This window comes from Herminiimonas arsenitoxidans, from assembly GCF_900130075.1.
GTDB classification, from domain to species: domain Bacteria; phylum Pseudomonadota; class Gammaproteobacteria; order Burkholderiales; family Burkholderiaceae_D; genus Oxalicibacterium; species Oxalicibacterium arsenitoxidans.
Genome location: NZ_LT671418.1, coordinates 2,647,268 through 2,672,211, shown reverse-complemented (window position 1 = coordinate 2,672,211; position 24,944 = coordinate 2,647,268). Strand labels below are relative to the sequence as shown.

19 protein-coding genes are annotated in these 24,944 nt (G+C 52.7%); 13 read left to right on the top strand and 6 right to left on the bottom strand.

The annotated features are described in order from the left end of the window. Positions 1-5: 5 nt before the first annotated feature. Positions 6-1,067 carry a porin gene (locus tag BQ6873_RS12595; protein WP_076592953.1) on the bottom strand — a complete coding sequence of 354 codons (1,062 nt, stop codon included), beginning with the start codon at positions 1,065-1,067 and terminating at the stop codon, positions 6-8. Between the two features lie 472 nt (positions 1,068-1,539). Here BQ6873_RS12595 and BQ6873_RS12590 point away from each other — a divergent pair, with 472 nt between their 5' ends. The 3 genes from BQ6873_RS12590 (at position 1,540) to BQ6873_RS12580 (ending at position 4,777) form a co-directional block, all read left to right on the top strand. Continuing rightward, positions 1,540-1,830, top strand: a complete 291-nt coding sequence (locus tag BQ6873_RS12590; protein ID WP_157889221.1) for a hypothetical protein — start codon at positions 1,540-1,542, stop codon at positions 1,828-1,830. Between the two features lie 171 nt (positions 1,831-2,001). Continuing rightward, positions 2,002-3,519, top strand: coding sequence for a DUF1800 domain-containing protein (locus BQ6873_RS12585; protein WP_076592951.1), 1,518 nt, complete (start codon positions 2,002-2,004; stop codon positions 3,517-3,519). 22 nt (positions 3,520-3,541) lie between these two features. Further along, complete coding sequence (locus tag BQ6873_RS12580; RefSeq protein ID WP_076592950.1) at positions 3,542-4,777, top strand: DUF1501 domain-containing protein; 1,236 nt, start codon at positions 3,542-3,544, stop codon at positions 4,775-4,777. A 59-nt stretch (positions 4,778-4,836) separates the two neighbouring features. Here the strand turns inward: BQ6873_RS12580 and gpmA are convergent, their stop codons facing one another. After that, positions 4,837-5,571 (bottom strand): 2,3-diphosphoglycerate-dependent phosphoglycerate mutase, encoded by a 735-nt coding sequence (gene gpmA / locus BQ6873_RS12575; protein ID WP_231949331.1) that lies wholly within the window; start codon positions 5,569-5,571, stop codon positions 4,837-4,839. 206 nt (positions 5,572-5,777) lie between these two features. Beyond that, entirely contained in the window at positions 5,778-7,928 is a 2,151-nt protein-coding gene (locus tag BQ6873_RS12570; protein WP_083664461.1) for a TonB-dependent receptor, read from the bottom strand. A gap of 388 nt (positions 7,929-8,316) precedes the next feature. Here BQ6873_RS12570 and BQ6873_RS12565 point away from each other — a divergent pair, with 388 nt between their 5' ends. Then, positions 8,317-8,916 carry a DUF2242 domain-containing protein gene (locus tag BQ6873_RS12565; protein ID WP_076592948.1) on the top strand — a complete coding sequence of 200 codons (600 nt, stop codon included), beginning with the start codon at positions 8,317-8,319 and terminating at the stop codon, positions 8,914-8,916. Between the two features lie 106 nt (positions 8,917-9,022). Here the strand turns inward: BQ6873_RS12565 and prpR are convergent, their stop codons facing one another. Continuing rightward, positions 9,023-10,699 (bottom strand): propionate catabolism operon regulatory protein PrpR, encoded by a 1,677-nt coding sequence (gene prpR / locus BQ6873_RS12560; protein ID WP_076592947.1) that lies wholly within the window; start codon positions 10,697-10,699, stop codon positions 9,023-9,025. A 235-nt stretch (positions 10,700-10,934) separates the two neighbouring features. Here prpR and BQ6873_RS12555 point away from each other — a divergent pair, with 235 nt between their 5' ends. The 6 genes from BQ6873_RS12555 to BQ6873_RS12530 all read left to right on the top strand — a co-directional run bounded on the left by BQ6873_RS12555 (position 10,935) and on the right by BQ6873_RS12530 (position 20,574). Further along, entirely contained in the window at positions 10,935-11,816 is an 882-nt protein-coding gene (locus BQ6873_RS12555) for an isocitrate lyase/PEP mutase family protein (RefSeq protein WP_076592946.1), read from the top strand. Positions 11,817-11,874: 58 nt separating this feature from the next. After that, positions 11,875-13,032, top strand: coding sequence for a bifunctional 2-methylcitrate synthase/citrate synthase (prpC, locus tag BQ6873_RS12550; RefSeq protein WP_076592945.1), 1,158 nt, complete (start codon positions 11,875-11,877; stop codon positions 13,030-13,032). Between the two features lie 93 nt (positions 13,033-13,125). After that, positions 13,126-15,735, top strand: coding sequence for a Fe/S-dependent 2-methylisocitrate dehydratase AcnD (gene acnD / locus BQ6873_RS12545; RefSeq protein ID WP_076592944.1), 2,610 nt, complete (start codon positions 13,126-13,128; stop codon positions 15,733-15,735). 20 nt (positions 15,736-15,755) lie between these two features. Then, the gene (gene prpF / locus BQ6873_RS12540; RefSeq protein ID WP_076592943.1) at positions 15,756-16,946 is read left to right on the top strand and encodes a 2-methylaconitate cis-trans isomerase PrpF; all 1,191 of its coding nucleotides are present in this window, start codon (positions 15,756-15,758) and stop codon (positions 16,944-16,946) included. A 174-nt stretch (positions 16,947-17,120) separates the two neighbouring features. Continuing rightward, a complete protein-coding gene (locus tag BQ6873_RS12535) occupies positions 17,121-18,572 on the top strand; it encodes a bifunctional 2-methylcitrate dehydratase/aconitate hydratase (protein WP_076592942.1) in 1,452 nt (483 codons plus the stop codon). A 100-nt stretch (positions 18,573-18,672) separates the two neighbouring features. After that, complete coding sequence (locus tag BQ6873_RS12530; protein ID WP_076592941.1) at positions 18,673-20,574, top strand: propionate--CoA ligase; 1,902 nt, start codon at positions 18,673-18,675, stop codon at positions 20,572-20,574. Between the two features lie 43 nt (positions 20,575-20,617). Here BQ6873_RS12530 and BQ6873_RS12525 read toward each other — a convergent pair whose 3' ends face one another. Beyond that, positions 20,618-21,382, bottom strand: coding sequence for a DUF2325 domain-containing protein (locus BQ6873_RS12525; RefSeq protein ID WP_076592940.1), 765 nt, complete (start codon positions 21,380-21,382; stop codon positions 20,618-20,620). Positions 21,383-21,736: 354 nt separating this feature from the next. Here BQ6873_RS12525 and BQ6873_RS12520 point away from each other — a divergent pair, with 354 nt between their 5' ends. Then, entirely contained in the window at positions 21,737-22,186 is a 450-nt protein-coding gene (locus BQ6873_RS12520; RefSeq protein WP_076592939.1) for a YbaN family protein, read from the top strand. Positions 22,187-22,290: 104 nt separating this feature from the next. On the opposite strand, the gene BQ6873_RS12515 is transcribed toward BQ6873_RS12520, so the two are convergent. Then, complete coding sequence (locus BQ6873_RS12515; protein ID WP_076592938.1) at positions 22,291-23,337, bottom strand: isocitrate/isopropylmalate dehydrogenase family protein; 1,047 nt, start codon at positions 23,335-23,337, stop codon at positions 22,291-22,293. 270 nt (positions 23,338-23,607) lie between these two features. On the opposite strand from BQ6873_RS12515, the gene BQ6873_RS12510 reads away from it, so the two are divergent. Together BQ6873_RS12510 and BQ6873_RS12505 are read left to right on the top strand one after the other, a co-directional pair. Next, positions 23,608-24,000 carry an OsmC family protein gene (locus BQ6873_RS12510; protein ID WP_076592937.1) on the top strand — a complete coding sequence of 131 codons (393 nt, stop codon included), beginning with the start codon at positions 23,608-23,610 and terminating at the stop codon, positions 23,998-24,000. Positions 24,001-24,018: 18 nt separating this feature from the next. After that, positions 24,019-24,936 (top strand): pirin family protein, encoded by a 918-nt coding sequence (locus BQ6873_RS12505; protein ID WP_076592936.1) that lies wholly within the window; start codon positions 24,019-24,021, stop codon positions 24,934-24,936. Positions 24,937-24,944 lie beyond the last annotated feature (8 nt).

Sequence of the window (24,944 nt, the reverse complement as noted above, 5' to 3'; positions counted from 1 at the left end):
ACACATCAGAATGTGTGGCGAATGCCAGCCATCGTACCGAACTGATTCTCACCGGCGACGATATCCTTGGCGAAGCCGTTAACACCCAGATTCGAGCCATTCTTGTTCATCGCGTATGAGTTGATCAGATACAGATCGGTACGCTTGGACAAGGAATACTTGACCATGGTGATGATGGACGATGGATCTTTGTTCGAATTTTTAACGTCGGTTTTGTAGTACGAACCACTCAGTTGCAAAGCACCCGTTACCTGATAAGTCATGCCGATCCAGGACATATTGGTGCGAACATCTGCTGTACCTACGGTTTCTTGCTTGCGTTGCAGATAGCCGCCTAATACTTCAGCTGAACCAAACTTGTAACGCGCACCGAAGGTCAGATGCTTGTCGGTATTGTTTTCCAGTACTGCGGTCTGGCCATTCTTTTGGTCATAAACAACTGCTGCACGAAAATCGCCGCCGTTGTATTGCAGGCCACCACCTAATTGACGACCAGCTTTGCTATGACCAGCAACTTCACCACCTTTAGTGGAATCATAACCAGTGCTGTAATAAGCTGAAGCATCAACCGCGCCGAATTTACCGATGTATTTAACGGAGTTATCCATGCGATCCGAGAATGCTTCGTCATGCACTTTGGATGACCATGTTGCGTTATCCATGGTGTTGTACTTACTCATCCACTCCAGCATCAAGCTGTTTTGACGGCCAAGTAACAAACTGCCCCACGAACCTTGCAAGCCGACGAAAGCTTGACGTCCGAATGCGCGACTACCTTGCAGGAATGCACCGGTGTCGTAAGCAATACCGCTTTCCAGAACGAAGACTGCTTTCAAGCCATTCCCCATATCTTCCGTACCGCGGAAGCCAAGACGCGAACCGGACAGATTGCCCGAGCTCAAGCGTGCCAGGTTCGAATTGGAGCCAGTAGTTGCATGGTTGATGACTTCCATACCGGCATCGGCGATACCGTAAATTTCTACGTTGCTTTGTGCTGCGGCGCTACCGGCCAGCAACAATGATGCGACAGCGGCGCTGATCGCGACGCTGAGTGTTTTTAACTGCATTGAATTCCCCTGGTGTAAAAAAGAAATCGTTCTGTTGATGACAGAACGAAGCCGTGCGCCGTTATCGCAACGCCGTGCGATTCGATAATTGAGTAATCCCTGTATGTTTCAACTCAACAGCGACGTGAAGAATAAGAGAGAAATATTTCGTGCTGATGACAGTTGTGTGACGTGAATTGTTTGTTCCGAAAAACAGACAGCGACAGCACACGATGATCAGTAAGTGCCAGCTTGCGTCAAATACAAAGTAATTGGCATGCGGAAAATATTTTTTGTTCGACAAATTAAATTTGCATATCGAAACAATTCCTTACACTTCACCTGACAATCCTTGTCAGCAAAGATGCTGCACGCACGTTGATGTACAGGTGGTGACATACACACCGCTACAACTCAATCAACGCTCAAGGAACACATCATGCTGAACACAAAAAATCTGCGTAAAACCTTTGCCCTGATCGGCGTCGTCGGCATGCTTGCCGCTGTGACCGGCAATTCATTTGCGGCAACTGAATTCCAAAAAGATCATCCGCGCCGCGCAGAAGTGAACCATCGCCTGGCAAATCAGGACAAACGTATACACAATGAAGTAAAGACCGGAAAAATCTCCAAGGCACAGGCAAAACAGCTGCACCATGAAGATCACCAAATTCGCAAGGAAGAACACGCGATGGCCAGCCAGAACGGCGGTCATATCACCAAACAAGAGCAACGCACCCTGAATCAGCAAGAGAATGGTGTCAGCAAACAAATCGGTCACTAATCGTCTGCATCGATTCGAGATACTTGTTATCGCGCTTGGTGGATCAATGAAAAAGCCTGCATAGGCTTTTTCATTTTTTAACACGCAGAAATATTGTGATTGCAGCAATAAAGCATCTCGCTGCAATAAGGAATACAGTTCTTATTCGCTCATCTTGTCTGGAGACATGACGTGCAATTTCACACTCGCTTGGCCGCTCTGTTCATCGTTGCTCTGTGCGCTTTCAATGCGCATGCAGCGAATGTCTCGCAAGATCAGCAAGTATTGCTCGTACTAAACCGATTAGGCTACGGTCCCAAACCCGGCGATATAGAACGCGTCAAACAAATCGGGATCACGCGCTACATCGATCAGCAATTACATCCCGAAAATATTCCCTTGCCGGCAACACTGGTCGCGCGACTCGACGCGCTGGATACCGTCAATCAAGCCGACGGCATCCTCCTCGGCAATTTCTTGTCCTTGCGTAAAGCAGCAACAGCGCAAAAGGATGAGGAAGCCAAACAGCAGCAACGTGCATTTGTGACACGGCTGACGGATCAAACGGCTGAAGCGCGGTTGGCACAAGCCATTGATAGCCCACGCCAGTTGCAGGAAGTGATGGTCGATTTTTGGTTCAACCATTTCAATGTGTTTTCCGGCAAAGGTCTGGATCGTGCGCTGGTTGGTAGTTATGAGCGCGATGCGATACGCCCTTACGCGCTGGGATCATTCCGCGATCTGCTAGGTGCGACCGCCAAGCATCCGGCCATGTTGTTCTATCTGGATAACTGGTTATCTACTTCAGCCGAGTATCAGGCGCGTAGAAAGAATGCGCAGAATTCTGGCTTGAATGAAAACTACGCGCGCGAGTTGATGGAGTTGCATACGCTGGGCGTGGATGGTGGCTATAGCCAGAACGATGTCACCGAACTGGCGCGCATCTTCACCGGCTGGACTTTCGATCAGCGCGATATGGTGATGAATAACCGCACCTTCCGCTTCGACCCACAGCGTCATGACTATGGCGACAAGCAATGGCTGGGTCAAACGATACGCGCCGAAGGTCAGCTGGAAGGCGAAAGAGCGCTCGATATTCTGGCGATGCACCCTGCCACTGCGCGCCACCTGAGTTATCAACTGGCGCAATATTTTGTACAAGATCAACCGCCGCCTGCATTGGTGGAACGTCTATCGCGTCGCTATCTGGAAACCGGCGGCAATATCCGCGAAGTCTTGCTCACCTTGTTCAATAGTCGCGAGTTCATGGCGCAAGCCGGTACCGGCAGCAAGTTCAAGACGCCATATCAATTCGTCGTCTCTGCCGCCCGTGCCGGGCAAGTGCAGTTCACCAATGTGCGTCCATTCCTTAATGCATTAAATCAACTTGGCATGCCGCTCTACGGTTGCCAAACACCGGACGGTTATAAAAATACCGAGAGCGCCTGGCTGAATCCGGATGCGCTGACGCGTCGCATTGCATTTGCCAATGCGCTGGCAAGTGGTCGTCTGCCTTTGAACAAGATCAACGACGAAGCACAGGCGATGAATCCGCCCGCGATACAAAATCCACCGCCATTGAATACCGATGCCTTACTCGACACCTTAGGCCCTGGCATCTCGGCTCAGACGCGTACGACGATAGAGAACAATCCGGCTAACTTACGCAGCGCGATGGTGCTGGGCAGTCCAGATTTCATGCAGCAATAAGCCAAATTGATTGGGGCACACCATGCAACGCAGAGATTTTTTACACATGATTACAGCCGCCGGATTGATGATCCCGGTTGGTCAATCGGCCTGGGCCGCAGTTGGTGGCGACAATCAAAACACCAATCGCAAATTGCTCGTCGTCATGCTACGCGGCGCAGTAGATGGCTTGAATGTGGTCGCGCCTTACGGTGATGCTGACTATGCACGACTGCGCCCGACTATCGCGCTGGCGCGGCCGGGACAAGAAAATGGCGTGCTCGATCTAGACGGTTACTTCGGCCTGCATCCGGCATTGGCACCGCTGCAAACGCTGTGGGAAGAAAAGAAACTGGCCTTTGTTCATGCCAGCGGTTCGCCCGATCCAACACGCTCGCACTTCGATGCGCAGGATTATATGGAGTCCGGCACACCGGGCAAAAAATCCACGCAAGACGGTTGGCTCAATCGCATGTTGACGGTCTTGCCCGGCAACGCGTCGCCCACCCGCGCCGTCAGCATCGGTCCCGTCATGCCGCGCATACTCAGCGGCCGCGCTTCTGCTACCAATCTGGCTTCCGGCGATGCCGACACCAAAGCCAATCTGCTGGATAAACCACAAGTCGGTACGGCCTTCGATCAGCTGTATCAAGACAGTGCACGATTCTCTCGCACTTATCAGGATGCAAAAGATGCGCATAAAGAAGTCATGAATGCGTCGCTGGAAAATGAAATGCAGATGGCCAACAATGGTGCACCGTTGCCGAATGGTTTCCCTAAAGATGCATCACGCCTGGCGACCTTGATGCGCAACGATCCCAAGATACAGATCGCTTTTTTCGCACTGGGTGGTTGGGACACACATGCGAATCAAGGCGCAGGTACAGGACAACTTGCCAGTCGCCTCGCACCGCTGGGACAAGGTTTGGCGACGCTGGCGCAGCAACTCGGCCCGATGTTCAAAGACACGACCATCATCGTGATGTCCGAATTCGGCCGCACCGCACGCCAAAACGGCAACGGCGGCACCGATCATGGTCACGGCAATGTGATGTGGTTGCTCGGCGGTGATATCGCCGGTGGCAAAGTGTATGGAGATTGGAAAGGTTTATCGTCGGCTGGCTTGCATGAAGACCGTGATGTGCCAGTGACAACGGACTTCCGTTCGGTATTGGCGCAGATTGCGGAACGTCATTTGTATTTGAGTGACCGACAGTTGACGCAACTGTTTCCATCTGCGCCATCGATGGGCGGCAGAATCAACTTCATGCGTACCTGATCTCAGACAAGGCCCATAAAAAAAGCCGCTGAGTGAGCGGCTTTTTTTATGTCAGGCAATTAAAGTATCGCGGATACCGCCGGATGCGGGATATGCGTCATCGAACTTCTTTCCAGCACGCGCAAATCCTTATCGAGCTTGTACACCAGCGGCACACTGTTCGGCACATCGAAACGTGCGACTTCTTCGTCCGGCATATCTTCCAGCAATTTGACCAAAGCACGCTGGCTATTGCCGTGCGATGAAATGATCACGTCTTTGCCTTGTCGCAAGACCGGCGCAATCATGCCATCCCACAACACGCGGACGCGTTCCACCGTATCTTCCAGCGACTCACCCAACGGCAGCAGTTCGCGCGACACATCGTCATAACGTGCTTCCTGCTGCGGTGCGCGCGCATCGCTGACATCCATCAAAGGCGGACGACTGGCGAAACCACGACGCCAAGCCCATACCTGCTCTTCGCCAAATTTGGCGATCATTTCGGCACGGCTATGACCGGTCAATGCGCCGTAATGCCGTTCATTTAGACGCCAATGACTGATGATGGGGGTAAACATCGCATCCATCTCATCCAGTATCAGCCATTGCGAACGGATGGTTCTTTTCAGCATCGAGGTAATCGCAAGATCGAAACAGAAACCGGCTTGCGCCAGTGCACGACCAGCGCAGCGCGCCTGCTCGATGCCATTGGCTGTCAGGTCGATATCTGCCCAGCCGGTAAAGCGGTTTTCCCTGTTCCACTGTGACTCGCCATGGCGAACAATCACCAGATTACCCATTGCTTTTCTCATATTGAAGCGACAAAGCATGAAGATTAACTGAGTTTCGTCTAGGCGGCATGGACTTCATCGCTTTTCAGAGGATTTTTCCTGCCTAATTTATTGCCATTCCTGCATGAATGCAGATAAAAAATTGCCGCCCGGTTTTAAGCAGGCGGCAATAAAGAGCACCGTCAAATCATCGTTGCACCGTGCAAAACACGGCGTAAGCGTCTTACTTAAAACGCATAACGCGCAGTCAACTCTACACTGCGCGGTGCACCAGGCATGATGCCAAAATCGTTATTGGCCGAGATGTAATAGCGTCTATCGAAAATATTCTTCAGGTTCAGCGCGAGACTCATGCCCTTAGGCGCAGGACGGTAATACGCGGCCAGATCAACAGTTGTGAATGCCGGCAATTTAATTGCATTATCGATCGCCGCATAATTCCCGCCGCGATAGGTCACACCGCCGCCAACTTGCACGCCGGGTATCCACTGTTCGATAGATTTCAAGGTCCACAAACTGGCGGTATGACGTGGGGTCAATGCCAGTGTTTTACCTTGCAGCGCTGATGCTGCTACGTCTACCATTGCTACTGTCGGCGCATTACCTACTGCCTTGGTCACCTTGCCATCCATGTACGAATAACTTGCGATCACTTGCCAGCCGCGTGCGACTTCGCCATTGATGCTCAGCTCCAGACCTTTGGTTTGTTGCTCGCCTATCGGGATCAACAGAGTCGTGTTATTCGGATCAGTGATTTTGACATCACTACGAGTCAACTGATACACCGCCGCATTGAAGCTGGCTGCGCCGTTGAATAAATCAATCTTGGTACCGACTTCCAGATTCTGCGTTTTTTCCGGCGCGAGTTGTGCGTTGTTAGTCGCAAGAGCACCACCTTCAGCTGAAGGTTGAAATGATTTAGAAGCCGTCGCGTAATAACTTTGGGTCGATGTAGGCTGCCAAACAAGACCTGCGCGTGGCGAGAAAACGTTATCGGTGCGATTCAAGTTGTTACCAGCAAGTTCATCATTATATTTTTGACCAAAGCGATCAAAGCGCAAACCAAACAAGGCCTTGATCTGTGGCGTCCACGTAATCAAATCCTGTATGTAGGCAGCTTGCGTACTCAGGATTGCAGTTCCCTTGTTTTGCGGTTTGGTTGCAACGGTAAACGGCAAATCCTGCAATACCGGGTTATACAGCGACGTTGCATACGTATATACACCAGTACTAGAATTGTTCACCATCTGGTATTTGTTTTGCTCACCGAATTCCAGCCCCATCAGCAATTGATGCTTGGTATTGCCCCAGGTCAGATCATGTGTGAACTCCGATTGATTGAACCAGCCGTATTCATGACGCGCAATATTGCCGCGTTGGAAATTCAGAAGCGGGTTCGCAGCGGTACCGGTGATGCTGATAACACGCGTGTGATTACGGTCCAGCGTGTAATCGAAGTAACGGAAGGTATTGGTGAAGGAAGTCGTATCCGAAATCTTTTGTTTGTATTGCGCAGTCGTCGATTTCACTTCCGATTCGGTGTAATCGTTCGGATAAGCATTCTTTGCACCGTAGTACGTAGCTGGATCTACGTTAAGCGGCGACCCATTGAAGCCTGGAACACCAAAATCGATAGAACGCTTTTGATGCTGGTAATCAAATTGCAGCAACAAACTTTGCGCGCCATCTTTCCACAACAGACTCGGAGAAATATCCTTGTTCTGTATATAGCCCTGATCGCGATAGCTGCCCGAATCTTCATACGCGCCATCCAGACGAATCGCGACGGTGTCGCTAACAGGACGATTGACGTTGAAGTCGGTACGACGCAAATCGAAAGAACCTACCGTGACGCCTATCTCTGCCGATGGCGTGAAGCTAGGTTTCTTGGTAATACGATTGATCAAACCGCCGGATGAGCCACGCCCGTACAATACGGCTGCAGGTCCTTTGAGTACTTCGATGCGGTCGATGTTGTACAGATCACGGAAATATTGCGAATCGTCGCGCACGCCATCAAGCAAAATATCGTACAGCGCAGTAAAACCGCGAATCACGAAAGCATCGCGTTGGCCGTCGCCAGTCGCCAGACCGATGCCGGGAACGTTCTTGAGTACATCGGTTAATGTGCGTGCACCTTGATCGCGGATGACTTCCGACGTGATCACATTGATGGTTTGCGGCACATCTTTTTGTTGCGCACGAATCTTGAGTGCGGTGCTGGTATCGGTCGGTGCGTAGTTCTCGCCATGTTCGTGCGGCGCGGTGACTTCGATTTCCGGTAATTGATCGTCTGCGTATGCAGCCTGCATAGGTAAACCGTTGACGATAGCAAAGGCCGCGACCGCAATAGTGCGTAATCGCAATGAGTGATTCATAAATCCTTGGGGCGTGGATAGTTTGCTGCGGGCTGGCTAGGCAACAAATTTTGGCTGGCTGGCAGATTCTCGGAATGAGAATGGTTATTATATTTATCCTGTCAAAATTACCCGGCTCCGCAGCGCTTAAATTTGCATCTTGTCGTGGTCGGGCAACACGTTTCTGAAAAGAAATTGGCAGGATGAAAACTTATGTGACCAACATCTAAAACTAGCGTTAAGCAAGTGTTAGATAGTCGTTAATCGATGCAACATACAATGGATGACGTCATACGGACCGTATTTTTATAGAAACGTGAAAACAGGAATCTTTGACGAGTTGGACTGTCCATTGAAGGCATGTCACGCGGTACATGCAAAACGGAATAAAAAGGAAGTAGCCATATTTATGCGATCAAGCTCACGTGTCCTGTTGCTGTCAGGACTTCTTGCTGTCATCGCCGGTTGTGCGGGGACCAAACCAGTTGTCTATCAGGCTGAAAAATTCGACTCCACCGATACGTTCACGCGTCGCTTTCCGGTGTCGTCCGAGGTGGCGTGCGAGGCAGTTCGTCGCACCTTACTCAGTCAAGGTTATGTCATCAGCGCGGCCAGCAATAATCAGATCGATGGCCGCAAGAGCTTTCAACCGCAGAGCGATGTACACGTGCAAATCGCATTTCGCGTAGTGTGTGCGACCGATGCAGCGGATGGTGCGATGGCATCGGTGTTTGTGAATGCGCTGGAAGATAGATACGCGCTGAAGAAAACCAATAACTCGGCCAGCCTCGGCGTCGGTGCACTTGGTTCGCTGTCCTTACCGTTTTCATCCAGCGACGATTCGCTGGTGAAAGTCGCCAGCGAAACGATTTCATCCGAGAAGTTTTACACGCGCTTCTTTCAATTGGTAGAACGCTATCTGGCCAATGAAGACTCACCGACATCGGAAACCATGGAGATGCCGGAGAAATCATTCCGTACTCAGGCTAAGTCGACGACAGGGGACTAGATTGCCGGCCGCCGAGTGTTATGTGGAGCAGAGTGCATCAAGCTCTGCTTCCTAAATCAGTCTAAAAACATATCCGCATTTCTATTACGATTTTTTAAGCACGCGCTTAATTCTCTTCCCCGTCCTCTACCGCATTTACTCCACCGGCAGCCTGTAATCTACGCCACAAAGTTGTACGGCTGATGCCCAGATAATTTGCAGCCGCCTCGCGATTGCCGTGATAACGCTGCAATACTTGCTGCAGCGTCTCGGTTTTTACTGGCGTCGCATTCTGTACAAACGTTTTATGAGAAGCAAGCGTTGGCATGCTCATGCCCGGTGCGACAAGTTCCGGCGCAATGTTTTTCAAAAATGCGGGCGTTAGTGCTTGCAAGGGTTCTGCTGCCAAAAACAAGGCCAGCCGCTCCATCAAATTACGTAACTCGCGCACATTACCAGGCCACGCATAAGCTGCCAGTAAAGGCAGACAGCCGAGTATTTCGGCAGGCAGATTCGCATGTGGACGCATATCCAGCGAAGCCAAGGCATTTTTCAGACACCACTCGGCCAGCGGCGGCAAATCTTCAGGACGATCACGCAAAGGCGGCAGCGTCAAACGCAACACGCTCAAACGATAAAATAGATCTGCGCGGAAGCGCCCTTCCCTGACACGCGCATCCAGATCGCAGTGTGTCGCGCTGATGATGCGTACACTGATCGGAATCGGCCGTGTGCCACCAACACGCACTACTTCGCGCTCCTCCAACACGCGCAACAGACGCGTTTGCAAAGACAAAGGCATCTCGCCGATTTCATCCAGAAACAAGGTGCCGCGATGCGCCGCCTCAAACAAACCCGCACGTCCGCCACGACGCGAGCCGGTAAACGCACCTTCTTCATGACCGAATAATTCCGACTCCAGCAGCGACTCTGCCAGCGCGCCGCAGTTGACGGCAACAAAAGGATGACTGGCTTGCGTCTTGCCCTGCATCAGAGGATGAGCGCGATGTATTGCTTGCGCGACCAACTCCTTGCCGGTGCCGGTTTCACCTTGAATTAATACCGTAGCTGGCGATTTAGCGAATAGCGTGACGGATAGCCTTACGCTTTCCATCGCAGCCGAATCGCCGCGCAAGTCATTGATGTGATGCTTGGCACGCAAGGTATCGGCGACTGGAAAGCTGCGCCCACGCGTGGCTTCCAGTTGCGTCAGCCGTGCCAACTCCAGCGCATCGTCAAATGCCTGGCGTATTGATGTTGCTGAATAAACGAAGACGCCGGTCAAGCCCGCTTCTTCCGCCAGATCAGTAATCAAGCCCGCGCCGACGATGGCTTTGATGCCGGCCGTTTTCAATTCATTGATTTGCGCACGCGCATCTTCTTCTGTGACGTAAGTGCGTTGCGCAATATTGAAGCCGAAGGTAGTTTGAAACTCAGTCAGCGCCGGCATGGTTTCCTGATAAGTGATCAGGCCGATATCAGGCGTGATCTTGCGCGCACGCGCCAGTGCCTGCATCACATCGAAGCCGCTGGCCTTGGCGATGATGACGGGCACGGATAAACGACTTTTTAAATATGCGCCGTTCGAACCGGCGGCAATCACCGCATCGCAGCGCTCGGTTGCCAGACGTTCGCGGATATGGCGTACCGCGTCTTCGAAGCCCAGATTGATCGGTTCGATGTCGGCTTGATCGTCGAATTCCAGCGTGATGTCGCGGAACAACTCGAACAGGCGGGATACCGAAACGGTCCAGATCACCGGTTTATCAGCATGGTCGCGAAAGGAAGAGGAAGGACGTTTCATGTTTCACACCAATGTTTCAAACGTTCCAAATGTAACACAAGATGGAACGATGGCACACTGACGAACAAGTAGTCAGTCGTGACTCACAAATATATAAGTGTCTTATTTTTCATGTACTTATGAGAAATCATGGAAGCCAATCCAGGGGTAGCCGGACATCAAGAGTTGCATGGCACGCGCATTGCAATAATAGGCACAAACAACCTCCATGAAACATTCCGGCAAAAGGATCTCCATGAGTAGTCAGTCCAAAAGTAGCAAACAGATTTTGCGCGACAAGATTAACGAGCGTCGCGGCCTGTTGGTGCCGGGCGCATTCAATGCACTGTCGGCACGCGTAATCGCTGATCTCGGATTCGAAGCGCTCTACATCACCGGCGCAGGCGTGACCAATATGTATTTCGGCATGCCGGACCAGGGCTTCATAGGCTTGAATGAACTGGCCGACCACACGGCACGCATCCGCGATGCAGTCGATATCCCCATCATCGTCGACGCCGACACCGGTTTCGGCAACGCCTTGAACGTACGCCACACCATACGCACGCTGGAACGAGCCGGTGCCGATGCAGTACAACTGGAAGACCAGGTTTCCCCCAAACGTTGCGGCCACTTCAGCGGCAAGGAAGTCATTTCCTGTGCCGAGATGGTTGGCAAAATCCATGCCGCAGTCGATGCTCGCAGCAACGAAGGCATGTTGATCATGGCGCGTACCGATGCACGCAGCGTACATGGTTTCGACGATGCGCTGGAGCGCGCAGCACGCTATAGCGAAGCAGGCGCCGACATCCTGTTCGTCGAAGCAACTGAAACCGCCGAAGAAATCCGTCGTCTGCCGCAAGCGCTGGACAAGCCGCAACTGGTCAATCTGGTGATCGGCGGCAAGACACCTATCTTCAACGCCGACGAACTGGCCGGACTCGGTTACGGCATCGTGTTGTACGCCAACGCAGCACTGCAAGGCGCAGTGGCCGGCATGCAAAAAGCGCTAACCGTATTGCGCGACACGCATAGGCTCGACGAAGATCCGAATTTCGTAACGCCATTCGCCGAACGTCAGCGTCTGGTCAACAAACCCCTCTTCGATCAATTGGAAAAGAAATACGGCTACAAATAAATACGTAGAAAATAATCCCAACTCGGACATCAATATATAAATCAGCAAGGAGACAACTATGAGCGAACAACAAACAACACCAGGCTTCAAACCGAAAAAATCAGTCGCACTGTCCGGCGTGACCGCAGGCAACACCGCACTCTGTACCGTCGGCAAAACTGGTAACGATTTGCACTATCGCGGCTACGACATTCTGGATGTCGCTGATAGCTGCGAATTCGAAGAAATCGCGCATCTGCTGGTGCACGGCAAGTTGCCAACCGCAGCAGAATTAAAAGCTTACAAAATCAAGCTGAAAGCACTGCGCGGCTTGCCAGCCAGCGTCAAGGCAGCGCTGGAATGTCTGCCGGCCTCTTCGCATCCTATGGATGTGATGCGCACCGGCGTATCGGTGCTCGGTTGCGTATTGCCGGAAAAAGATGACCACCATGCGCCGGGCGCACGCGATATCGCCGATCATCTGATGGCATCGCTCGGTTCCATGTTGCTGTACTGGTATCACTACAGCCATAACGGTAAACGCATCGAAGTCGAAACCGATGATGAATCCATCGGCGCGCATTTCCTGCATCTGCTGCACGGCAAAAAGCCATCAGCCTTGTGGGAAAAAGCAATGCACACGTCGCTGATCCTATATGCGGAACATGAATTCAACGCATCGACTTTCACTGGTCGCGTTATCGCCGGCACTGGCTCCGATATGTACTCCGCGATCACCGGCGCGATCGGCGCCTTGCGCGGACCGAAGCACGGTGGTGCCAATGAATTCGCATTTGAAATTCAAAAACGTTATGAAAGCCCTGACGAAGCAGAAGCCGATATCAAACAACGCGTCGAAAACAAGGAAGTCGTGATCGGCTTCGGCCATCCGGTCTACACCATCTCCGATCCACGCAACAAGGTCATCAAGGAAGTGGCGCGCACGCTGTCCAAGGATGCCGGTTCACTGAAGATGTTCGACATCGCAGAACGTTTGGAAACAGTGATGTGGGACGCGAAGAAAATGTTCCCGAATCTGGATTGGTTCTCGGCTGTGTCGTATCACATGATGGGCGTACCGACTGCGATGTTCACGCCGCTGTTCGTGATCGCACGCACCTCCGGCTGGGCGGCGCACATCATCGAGCAGCGCATCGATAACAAGATCATCCGCCCATCGGCCAATTATGTCGGTCCGGAAGATTTGAAGTTCGAGCCTATCAGCAAGCGCAAGTAATTTTTACCGACGCTCGCAGCATCTGCAGCCTGCCGTGCCAGTGAGTGGCGGGCAGGCTGCATCTCTTAGCCATGTTTCTTTCTGGATTGAGCAATGAATACCGCAAACCGCAAACCTTTGCCTGGCACCAAACTGGATTATTTCGACGCCCGTGCCGCGGTTGAGACAATCAAGACCGGTGCCTGGAACAAGCTTCCTTATACGTCGCGTGTGCATGCAGAAAATCTAGTGCGCCGCTGCGATCCGGCCATCCTCACGGAATCCCTGACGCAAATCATCGAGTGCAAGCGCGATCACGACTTTCCGTGGTTCCCGGCACGCGTGGTGTGCCATGACATTCTTGGCCAGACTGCGTTGGTTGATCTCGCCGGTCTGCGTGATGCCATCGCCGATCAAGGCGGTGATCCGGCGCAAGTCAATCCAGTCGTGCCAGTGCAGCTGATCGTCGATCACTCGCTGGCGGTGGAGTGCGGTGGCTTTGATCCGCAAGCGTTCGAGAAGAATCGCGCCATCGAAGATAGGCGCAACGAAGATCGTTTTCACTTCATCAACTGGACCAAGAAAGCCTTCAAAAACGTCAACGTGATCCAGCCCGGCAACGGCATCATGCACCAGATCAATCTGGAAAAAATGTCGCCAGTAATTCACAACGATAATGGTCTGGCCTATCCAGACACGTGCGTCGGCACCGACAGTCACACGCCACACGTCGATGCGCTGGGCGTCATCGCGGTCGGTGTTGGTGGCCTCGAAGCCGAGAACGTCATGCTGGGTCGCGCCTCATGGATGCGTCTGCCAGAAATCATCGGTGTCGAACTCTCTGGCAAACCACAGCCGAATATCACGGCGACTGACGTTGTGCTGTCGCTGACCGAATTCCTACGCAAGGAAAAAGTAGTCGGCGCCTATCTGGAATTCCGTGGTGAAGGTGCGTCTGCACTCACGCTGGGTGATCGTGCAACGATTTCCAATATGGCACCGGAATACGGTGCAACTGCGGCGATGTTCTTCATCGACCAGCAAACCATCGATTATTTGAAACTCACCGGTCGCGACGACGAACAGGTAAAACTGGTCGAGATCTATGCGAAAGAAGCCGGCTTGTGGGCCGACAGCCTGAAGACTGCGCAATACGAACGCACTTTGAAGTTCGATCTGTCCACGGTTGTCCGCACGCTGGCCGGCCCATCCAATCCACATCGCCGCTTGCCAGTATCGGATTTGGCCGAACGCGGCATCGCCGTCGATCTGGCTCAAGCACGCGCGCAGGAAGCGGAAGGCCTGATACCGGATGGCGCAGTCATCATCGCAGCCATCACCAGTTGCACCAACACCAGCAATCCGCGCAATGTCATTGCCGCAGGTCTGCTGGCGCGCAACGCCAACAAATTGGGACTGACCCGCAAACCGTGGGTAAAGTCTTCTCTGGCCCCTGGCTCCAAAACCGTGGAGTTGTATCTGGATGAAGCCGGCCTAACCGGCGATCTGGAAAAACTCGGTTTCGGCATCGTCGCGTTTGCCTGCACCACCTGCAACGGCATGTCTGGCGCGCTCGACCCAGTCATCCAGCAGGAAATCATAGACCGCGATCTGTACACCACTGCTGTCTTGTCGGGCAATCGCAACTTTGACGGCCGTATCCATCCGTACGCCAAGCAAGCTTTCCTCGCTTCGCCGCCGCTGGTAGTGGCGTATGCAATCGCCGGCACCATCCGTTTCGATATCGAGAAAGATGTGCTGGGTGTGGTCGATGGCAAGGAAATTCGCTTGAAAGATATCTGGCCTAGCGATGAGGAGATCAATACCGTCGTCAAAGCCTCGGTCAAGCCAGAACAGTTTCGCAATGTCTACACGCCGATGTTTGCACTGCAAGTAGATAAGGACGAACAAGTCAGTCCGCTGTACGACTGGCGCGCCATGAGCACTTACATCCGTCGTCCTCCATACTGGGAAGGCGCACTGGCTGGTGCGCGCACCATGACCAATATGCGTGCACTGGCGGTATTGCCGGACAACATCACCACCGATCACCTGTCGCCGTCCAACGCTATTCTTGCAGATTCAGCCGCTGGCGAATATCTGGCCAAGATGGGCTTGCCGGAAGAAGACTTCAACTCATACGCAACGCATCGCGGTGATCACCTGACCGCGCTACGCGCCACCTTCGCCAATCCGCAACTGGTCAACGAAATGGCCGTCGTCGATGGTGTAGTCAAAAAAGGTTCGCTGGCTCGTATCGAACCGGAAGGCAAAGTGACACGCATGTGGGAAGCAATCGAAACCTATATGGAGCGCAAGCAACCACTGATCATCGTCGCCGGCGCCGATTACGGCCAAGGCTCATCGCGCGACTGGGCGGCCAAGGGCGTACGTCTTGCAGGTGTGGAAGTGATTGCAGCCGAAGGTTTCGAGCGTATCCATCGTACCAATCTAATCGGTATGGGCGTGTTACCGCTGGAATTCAAACCGGGCGTGACACGTAAAACACTGAGCATCGACGGCACAGAAACCTTCAACGTAGTCGGCAAGCGCACACCACGCGCCGATCTGACGCTGGTGATCATTCGCAAGAATGGTGAGCGTGTCGATGTCACTATGACCTGTCGTCTCGATACTGCGGAAGAAGTTTCAATCTACGAAGCCGGTGGCGTACTGCAACGCTTTGCGCAAGACTTCCTCGAATCGACGGCGAAGGCCGCTTAAGTAATCAGGAATATATGCATATGACTCACGTACCGCAAATCAAAATCCCCGCCACCTACATCCGTGGCGGCACCAGCAAAGGTGTGTTTTTCCGTTTGCAGGATTTACCAGCTGCTGCGCAAGTACCAGGTGCAGCACGCGACGCGCTGCTGATGCGCGTCATCGGCAGCCCGGATCCATACGGCAAGCAAATCGACGGTATGGGCGGTGCCACTTCGAGCACCAGTAAAACTGTCATTCTTTCCAAATCCAGTCGCACCGATCACGATGTGGATTACCTGTTTGGTCAGGTGTCCATCGACAGCGCCTTCGTCGACTGGAGCGGCAATTGCGGCAACCTCTCGGCGGCAGTTGGTCCATTTGCCATCAGCAGCGGGCTGGTCGACTCCGATCGCATTCCGGCTAACGGTGTATGTATCGTACGCATCTGGCAAGCCAACATCGGCAAAACCATCATCGCGCATGTGCCGATCACCAACGGCCAGGTACAGGAAACCGGTGACTTCGAACTCGATGGTGTGACCTTCCCTGCGGCCGAAGTGCAACTTGAATTCATGGCCCCGGCAGCGGAAGAAGAAGGCGCCGGCGGTGCCATGTTCCCGACCGGGAATCTGATCGACGATCTGGATGTGCCGGGCATAGGCAACTTCAAGGTGACGATGATTAATGCCGGCATTCCAACCATTTTCTTGAATGCGGAAGCCATCGGTTATACCGGCGCTGAACTGCAGGACGCCATCAACAGCGATCCGAAAGCTCTGGCCAAGTTCGAAACCATACGTGCACATGGCGCGATGCGCATGGGCTTGATCAAGCACCTCGACGAAGCAGCCAAACGCCAACACACACCGAAAATTGCCTTCGTTGCCCAGCCACTCGATTACATTGCATCCAGCGGCAAACCAGTTGTTAGCAATAATGTCGACTTGCTGGTGCGCGCGATGTCCATGGGGAAATTACACCACGCCATGATGGGCACGGCTGCAGTCGCCATCGGTACGGCCGCTGCGATTCCCGGTACGCTGGTGAACCTCGCCGCGGGTGGTGGTGAGCGTACGGCAGTGCGCTTCGGCCACCCATCCGGCACCTTGCGTGTCGGTGCAGAAGCACATTTGGTCGATGGTGAATGGAGTGTAACCAAAGCCATCATGAGCCGCAGTGCGCGCGTCTTGATGGAAGGCTGGGTACGCGTTCCAGGCGATGCATTTTGACCACTATTAAGTAGTCGTAGGCAGACAAGAGTAATCGGGAAGAGAATCGCGGAACGGAAGTTGGTAAGATTCCATACACGTTCTTTTTACCCGCAATAGACGAGCTACGCTTCTGGGTTCGGGCAAAAACGATATTTTCTGATTTTCTAATCGTGTTTAGATAATAGGAAAAATATGTCTGCGCCTATTTCCAATACCCGCCCCAAGTACGACCAAGTGTTGGTCGACATTGTCGATTACGTCAGCACATACAAAGTCGTTTCTAAACTCGCCTACGACACGGCACGCAATTGCCTGATCGACACACTGGGTTGTGGCCTGGAAGCGTTGGAATATCCTGCATGTAAAAAATTGCTGGGGCCGATAGTACCCGGCACTATCGTGCCGAATGGCGCAAAAGTGCCGGGCACGCAATTCCAGCTCGATCCGGTGCAAGCGGCATTCAACATCGGCACGATGATCCGCTGGCTGGACTTCAACGACACTTGGCTGGCGGCGGAATGGGGTCATCCGTCCGACAATCTGGGCGGCATACTCGCCACTGCTGACTGGTTGTCGCGCAATGCAGTCGCTGTCGGCAAGAAACCACTGACAATGAAAGACGTGCTAACCGGCATGATCAAGGCGCACGAAATTCAGGGCTGCATCGCACTCGAAAACTCCTTCAACAAAGTCGGCATCGATCACGTAGTGCTGGTAAAAGTGGCATCGACTGCAGTAGTGGCCGAGATGATGGATCTCACACGCGATGAAATTCTGAATGCAGTATCGCTGGCATGGGTAGACGGTCAGTCACTGCGCACTTATCGCCATGCGCCAAATACCGGTTCGCGCAAATCATGGGCCGCCGGCGATGCAACCTCACGTGCGGTACGACTCGCGCTAATCGCCAAGACCGGCGAGATGGGTTATCCATCGGTACTGACTGCGAAGACCTGGGGTTTCTACGATGTGCTGTTCAAAGGCCAACCCTTTAAATTCCAGCGCAAGTACGCCTCCTATGTGATGGAAAACGTGTTGTTCAAGATTTCTTTCCCTGCAGAGTTCCATGCGCAAACTGCTGTGGAAGCAGCCATGACTTTGCACGCAGAGCTTGCCAAATCTGGCAAGCAAGTCGAAGACATCAAACAGATCACCATCCGTACGCACGAAGCCTGCATCCGCATCATCGATAAAAAAGGCACGCTCGATAATCCGGCCGACCGCGATCACTGCATTCAATATATGGTGGCAGTACCACTGATTTTCGGTCGTCTGATAGCAAGTGATTATGAAGATGACATCGCCAGCGACAAGCGTATCGACTCCCTGCGCGACAAAATCGTCTGCGTGGAAGATCCTACTTTCACCAAGGATTATCACGATCCAAAGAAACGCTCCATCGCCAATGCACTAACGGTAGAATTCAAGGACGGTCAAAAGCTGAAAGAAGTCGTCGTCGCATACCCGATCGGTCATGCACGTCGCCGCAAGGAAGGTATTCCGCTGCTGGAAGCCAAATTCAAGATCAATCTGGCGCGCCAGTTCCCTACCAAACAGCAGCAAAAAATTCTGGATGTATCACTGAGTCAAAAAGCACTGGAAGCCATGCCTGTCCATGAGTATGTAGATCTGTACGTAATCTAGTTTTGCTGTAACGCCCATACCGAAGCAAGAATCGGCATGGGCTGCCTCACTATAAAAATAACATTCTAAAAAAATATTTTTATCTGGCCGGAGGAGACTTATGAGTTTCGATGCCGCAGCATACGACGCGTTTTACCGTTTATCAGTTGATGATCCGCATACATTCTGGGCCACGCAGGCCAAGCGTATAGATTGGCATAAGCCATTCACAAAAACGCTGGATTACGACAAACCGCCATTCGCCAAATGGTTTGTCGGCGGCGAAACCAATCTCTGTTACAACGCGGTAGACCGCCATCTGGCAACGCGCGCTGATCAAGCTGCATTGGTCGCCATCTCCACTGAGACCGACACGGAGATTACTTATACCTACGCGCAATTGTATGCAGAGGTAAATCGCAGTGCTGCCATGATGCAAGCGCTGGGCGTAAGACAAGGCGATCGCGTACTGATTTACATGCCGATGATTGCCGAAGCTGCATTCGCGATGCTGGCCTGCGCGCGCATAGGTGCGATTCACTCAGTGGTATTCGGCGGCTTTGCGTCTAACAGTCTGGCAACTCGCATCGATGATGCAACACCGGTCTTGATCATCTCTGCCGATGCAGGTTCACGCGGCTGTCACGTCACGCCCTACAAGTCCTTGCTTGATGAAGCCATCGCGCTGGCGCAACACAAACCCAAGCATGTATTGATGGTTAATCGCGGTCTTGCGCCCATGAAGATGGTGCCAGAGCGTGACATCGACTACGCCACGCTGCGTGCAAAACATTTGAATGCAGTCGTGCCAGTCGTATGGCTGGAATCGAATGCGCCGTCCTACATCCTGTACACCTCAGGCACTACCGGCAAACCGAAAGGCGTCTTACGCGACGTCGGTGGTTATGCCGTGGCGCTGGCCACTTCGATGGATTTGGTTTTTTGCAGCAAGGCCGGCGAAACTTTTTTCTGCACTTCGGATATCGGCTGGGTAGTCGGTCACTCCTACATCATCTACGGCCCTTTGCTGGCAGGCATGACAACCATACTGTATGAAGGTTTGCCGATACGACCGGATGCCTCGATATGGTGGAGCATCGTGGAGAAGTACAAAGTCACGCGCATGTCGTCCGCACCGACCGCGATTCGCGTACTGAAAAAACAACCACTGGAACTATTGCAGAAACACGATCTCTCTTCGCTCAAGACACTCTATCTGGCAGGCGAACCACTGGATCAAACCACTTCCGATTGGATATCCGGAGTACTTGGCGTACCTGTCATCGATAATTTCTGGCAGACAGAAACCGGCTGGCCGACCATCTCGATCGCCAAAGGAGTAGGCGACAAACCCGCACGCTCAGGTAGTCCTGGTCAGCCGCTGTATGGATTCAAGGGCAAGATCATCAACGAAGAAACAGGTGAAGAATGTGCGCCGAATGAAAAAGGTGTGGTCGTCATCGAAGGGCCACTACCACCCGGTTGCCTACAAACCCTGTACGGCGATGACGAACGCTTCGTCAATACCTACTGGCGCAATTTCAAACGCGAAGCCTACTCGACTTTCGACTGGGGCATACGCGATGCCGATGGTTATTACTTCATCCTCGGCCGCACCGATGACGTCATCAATGTCGCAGGGCACAGACTAGGTACGCGCGAAATCGAAGAAAGCATTTCCAGCCATCCCAATGTGTCGGAAGTCGCCGTCGTTGGCGTTGAAAATGCAATCAAGGGACAGTGCGCGGTTGCCTTTGTTATCCTGAAAAATGCGGCCGCAGCAACTCCTGAAGATGCGCACAAGCTGGAAACAGAAATCATGAAGGTGGTGGATAAGCGACTCGGGCCGATCGGTCGACCATCGCATGTGTACTTTGTCACGGCCTTGCCAAAAACGCGCTCCGGCAAATTGCTGCGACGCTCGATACAAGCGATTTGCGAAGGACGCGATCCGGGTGATTTATCGGTGATTGAAGATCCGGCCGCATTGCAGCAAATACGTGCGGTATTGGTGACCTCGTAGAGAACGATGCAAGCAGAGAAATCTGCTTGCATTTGTTGCCGCCTTATTTATCTGCGGACGATATATTTTCGACTTCCAACACAGACGCTTGTGTGCTTGAGTCGGCAAGCGTCATCTGGTCTGTAGCTGCACGCACAAAATACATGGCCTGCGGTTGATTGACCAACACGCATTGTTTGCCAGTACGTTTGCAATGATCCTGTATGCGCCAATATGCATTGTGACTCACGCAGCCGGTCTGACAGATAACGAGATCGGCCGCAATCAGACTGGCTTCCAATGCCGCATCGTCGACACCGTCAACGCCATTGTGATGCAAGAAATGACCGCCGGCCTTCTCCACTTCCAATTGGGCGACCGTCGTGCTCGATTCATTCTTGCCTATACACAGCACGGATTTTTGTCGCAAATCTGCAGGGATGACTGGATGAACAACACGTTGCTCAAATCTCGCAGGCTTGGCCCGCCATTGCCAACCTAGACGCTCACGCATCAGACTGTGTAGATGTTCGGTCAAGGATTCGACGCGACGCGCCAAAGTTATTCGATTAGGCAAGCCGGGAATAGATGCTTGCAGAGCCGCCATATCCTCACGCACATACGCCAACTCGGTATCACGCACGATCACTTCTACGCGCAAGCGCATTACTTCTGTCCGCGCACGTGCAAGCTCAGCCTGCAAGGCTTCAATTTGATCGACCTGTCGTGCTACCAGTTCGCTGCAACGGTTTTGCACGCGGCCATATTGATTGATCAGCACGCGATGCTCACGCGCCATATCATCCAAATCTTTGGGAGAAATACTCATGATCTATCCTTCACCTTAATCAGCGGCGGCGCATCAGACACTTCAGAAGCGGCGCGCCGCAAGACACGTGCTCAGTAACAATGACCTTGGTTTCATACCAATAACAGCTCCTCAAATTTGAGGAATTGGCTTATTATAAATGAGAATCATTATTATTTGAAGAAATGAATACTAATGGCCTGATGGCAATATCGACCAGCGACTGATCAAGGAAAGGGACAAGACAATCAAGCTTCACCCCCTAAGTTCGGCGACTATCTGGAAAGCATGTATTCTTGCTTATCTCCGCAAAGAATCCGAAAGCGCAATGGCCGACACGCCTCAAGCAGCCATACACACTTACTATTTGCTTTCATGACTCAAAGCATCGCACCTAGCAATCAAACCAAGCCCTTATCTCGCTTGGCCAAAATACTATATGGACTAGTCGGCGGCTTGGCGTTGGCGATGGGCATTATCGGCATCTTTTTGCCGGGCTTGCCAACCACACCTTTCGTCTTATTGGCGGCCGCCTGTTTCGCGAAAGCGTCGCCGCGCGTGCATCTATGGATGTTGCAGCACAAGTTGATAGGACCCATGCTGCGCAACTGGGAAGAACATCGCAGCCTCACGCGCCGCACCAAATGCGTAGCAATAGGATCAATGTCTCTGATGATAGCGATCTCTATCTGGAGTTTCTCTGGCCAGCCGTGGATACAGCTCAGCTTGCTCATTCTGGGCGGCATCGGTGCGGCAACGGTATTACGCATACCGACTCGACCACCATCTGCCACATCATCGTCGTCAAGCGTAGGCAAGCCGTAGAAATGAGAAAAGCGCACCGTGCCGGATAGGCACCATGCGCTTTCATTTATCTACTGCTGTTCAATGTGCGTTTGATTGCAAACGCACCGCAATCAATAACCAATTTATTTTTGCATATCGCGTATACGTTCGATCAACAAATCACCGTATTTGGAAGTCGATACGGTACCGCCCAGATCGACAGTACGACCGCTTTCTGTACTCAATACGGAATCGATGGCATCGCGTAAAAGCTTGGCCTGCTTATCCAAACCTTTATGCTCCAGCATCAATGCAGCTGCCAGCAAGAGCGCTGTCGGATTAGCCATGCCTTTGCCAGCGATATCCGGTGCGGAACCATGCACTGCTTCAAAAATAGCAGCACGCTCACCGATATTCGCACCCGGTGCCATACCCAAACCACCGACCAAACCTGCGATCTGATCGGACAAGATGTCACCGAACAGATTGGTGGAAACGATGACGTCGAATTGCCACGGATTCAATACCAGTTGCATCGCGCATGCGTCGACGATGCGATCGTTGAATTCGACTTGATCGGCGTAATTGAGACCGACTTGTTTTGCGGTTTCCAGGAACAGACCCGTCAATGCCTTCAGCACATTGGCTTTATGCACGATGGTCACTTTTTTGCGATTGTTACGCACTGCATAGTCGAATGCGAACTTGGAAATACGACGGCTACCGGCGCGAGTATTGATACCCGTCGCCATTGCCACTGCATGTGCGTCATCGCCGATAGGCACGTAATGTTCATGACCGACGTACAAGCCTTCGAGATTCTCGCGCACCAGCACCAGATCAATTTTTTCGTAACGGCCGCCTGGCACGATGGTGCGTGCGGGACGCACATTGGCGTACAACTGGAATTCTTCACGCAGGCGCACATTGACGGAACGGAAGCCGCCACCGATAGGCGTACTCAGCGGACCTTTCAACGCGAGGCCGGTGCGGGCGATGCTCTGCAGCGTCGCTTGCGGCAGCAAATCGCCGCTGCTTTCCAGCGCATTGACGCCGGCTTGTTGGGTTTCCCATGCGAATGGATTGCCCAGCGCGTCAAACACGCGCACAACCACATCAACGATTTCAGGGCCGATACCATCACCGGGAATAAGCGTTACCGGAATTTGTTGCTGCGTGCTGTTAAGCATGTTGTGTCCTATCCATGATCAAGATAATTAAAAGCGCTATGACTTTGTGTAAAAGTCGCAGGACGTAGTTTAACTCAAAAGTCTTATGTCATATATAAGAGTTGAGGCTTTTTATGAGGACGTAAATCTTTGACAAGATTACAAATTAACAAACCAAGCCTAGATCAAGACGATGTATTAAGGCCTGGGCTATAGTGAGGCTCACGGTTCTACCGCAGGATCGGTCTTCAACTCACCTATCAATCACGCATCATATTAAGGACATTACAGATGGCACAAACCGAAATCAAAGTAACCAAAGGCGCAGGCAAGCTGCAACAGATCGTCCAAGCCGGCCCGCACAGCTTGATCGCCGATGCACCGTCCGCTTTCGGCGGCGACGATGCAGGCTTTGTGCCGCACGATTTGCTGGCAGCCGCACTCGGCGCTTGCACCGCAGTCACACTGAATATGTATGCCGGCCGCAAAGAACTCCCGCTGGAAAAAGTCGATGTGACCGTCGTCGCAGCTGAACAAGATGGTGTTTATGTCTTCAATCGCACGCTGCACTATCATGGCAATCTGAGCGCTGAGCAAAAAGACAGCCTGAACAAGATCGCTGATAAATGCCCGGTACACAAAGCACTGTCCGGCGAGATCAAGATCATTACGCAAGCCAACTAAACCAAGTCTGGGGTAGATATGGATACCGACCTAAGCGCACTGGAAACCGTCGTCATCCCGCGTACGCGCGATCTCGGCGACAACTTTGAAGTACGGCGTGCCTTGCCGACTTCGCAGAAGCGCATGGTCGGTCCTTTCGTCTTCCTCGACCAGATGGGGCCGCACGTGTTCGCGGCCGGGCGCGGGCTGGATGTGCGACCACATCCGCACATCGGCCTGGCCACCGTCACCTATTTGTTTGAAGGTGAAATCGAACATCGCGACAGCGTCGGCTCGATACAAACCATACAGCCGGGCGCAGTCAACTGGATGACCGCCGGCAGCGGCATCGTGCATTCCGAACGCACTGGCAGCGATTTGCGCAAAACCGGCTCTTCGCTGGCCGGTCTGCAATGCTGGGTTGCGCTCCCAAAGAAATACGAAGAAATCGCGCCCAGCTTTATCCATACTGCGGCCAACGAATTACCGATTATCGAAGGCGAAGGTGCCTCTGCGAAGATTATTGCCGGCAGTTTTTTCGGCAAGAGCTCGCCGGTGCCTACCTTGTCTGATTTGTTTTATGTCGATGTACAACTGCAAGCCGGCGCGCGACTGGATGTTCCCGCTGAATATCCGGAACAAGCGATCTATGTCATAGAGGGCAAGCTTGATCTGGGGCGCGATGGCGTATTCGATGCCGGTCAATTGCTGGTACTGAAAGCCAATACTGCAGTCACGCTGCGCAACGCTGGCCCAGGCACAACGCGCTTGATGCTGCTGGGCGGTGAACCTATGGATGGCTCGCGCTATCTGGTGTGGAATTTTGTTTCCAGCTCAATCGAGCGGCTGGAACAGGCCAAGGAAGATTGGCGTCTGCAGCGCTTTGCTGCAGTACCGGGTGAAACCGAATTTATCCCACTGCCGGATCTACCGGGCAAGCCTATCGGCTATCCGTAAATCCGCGC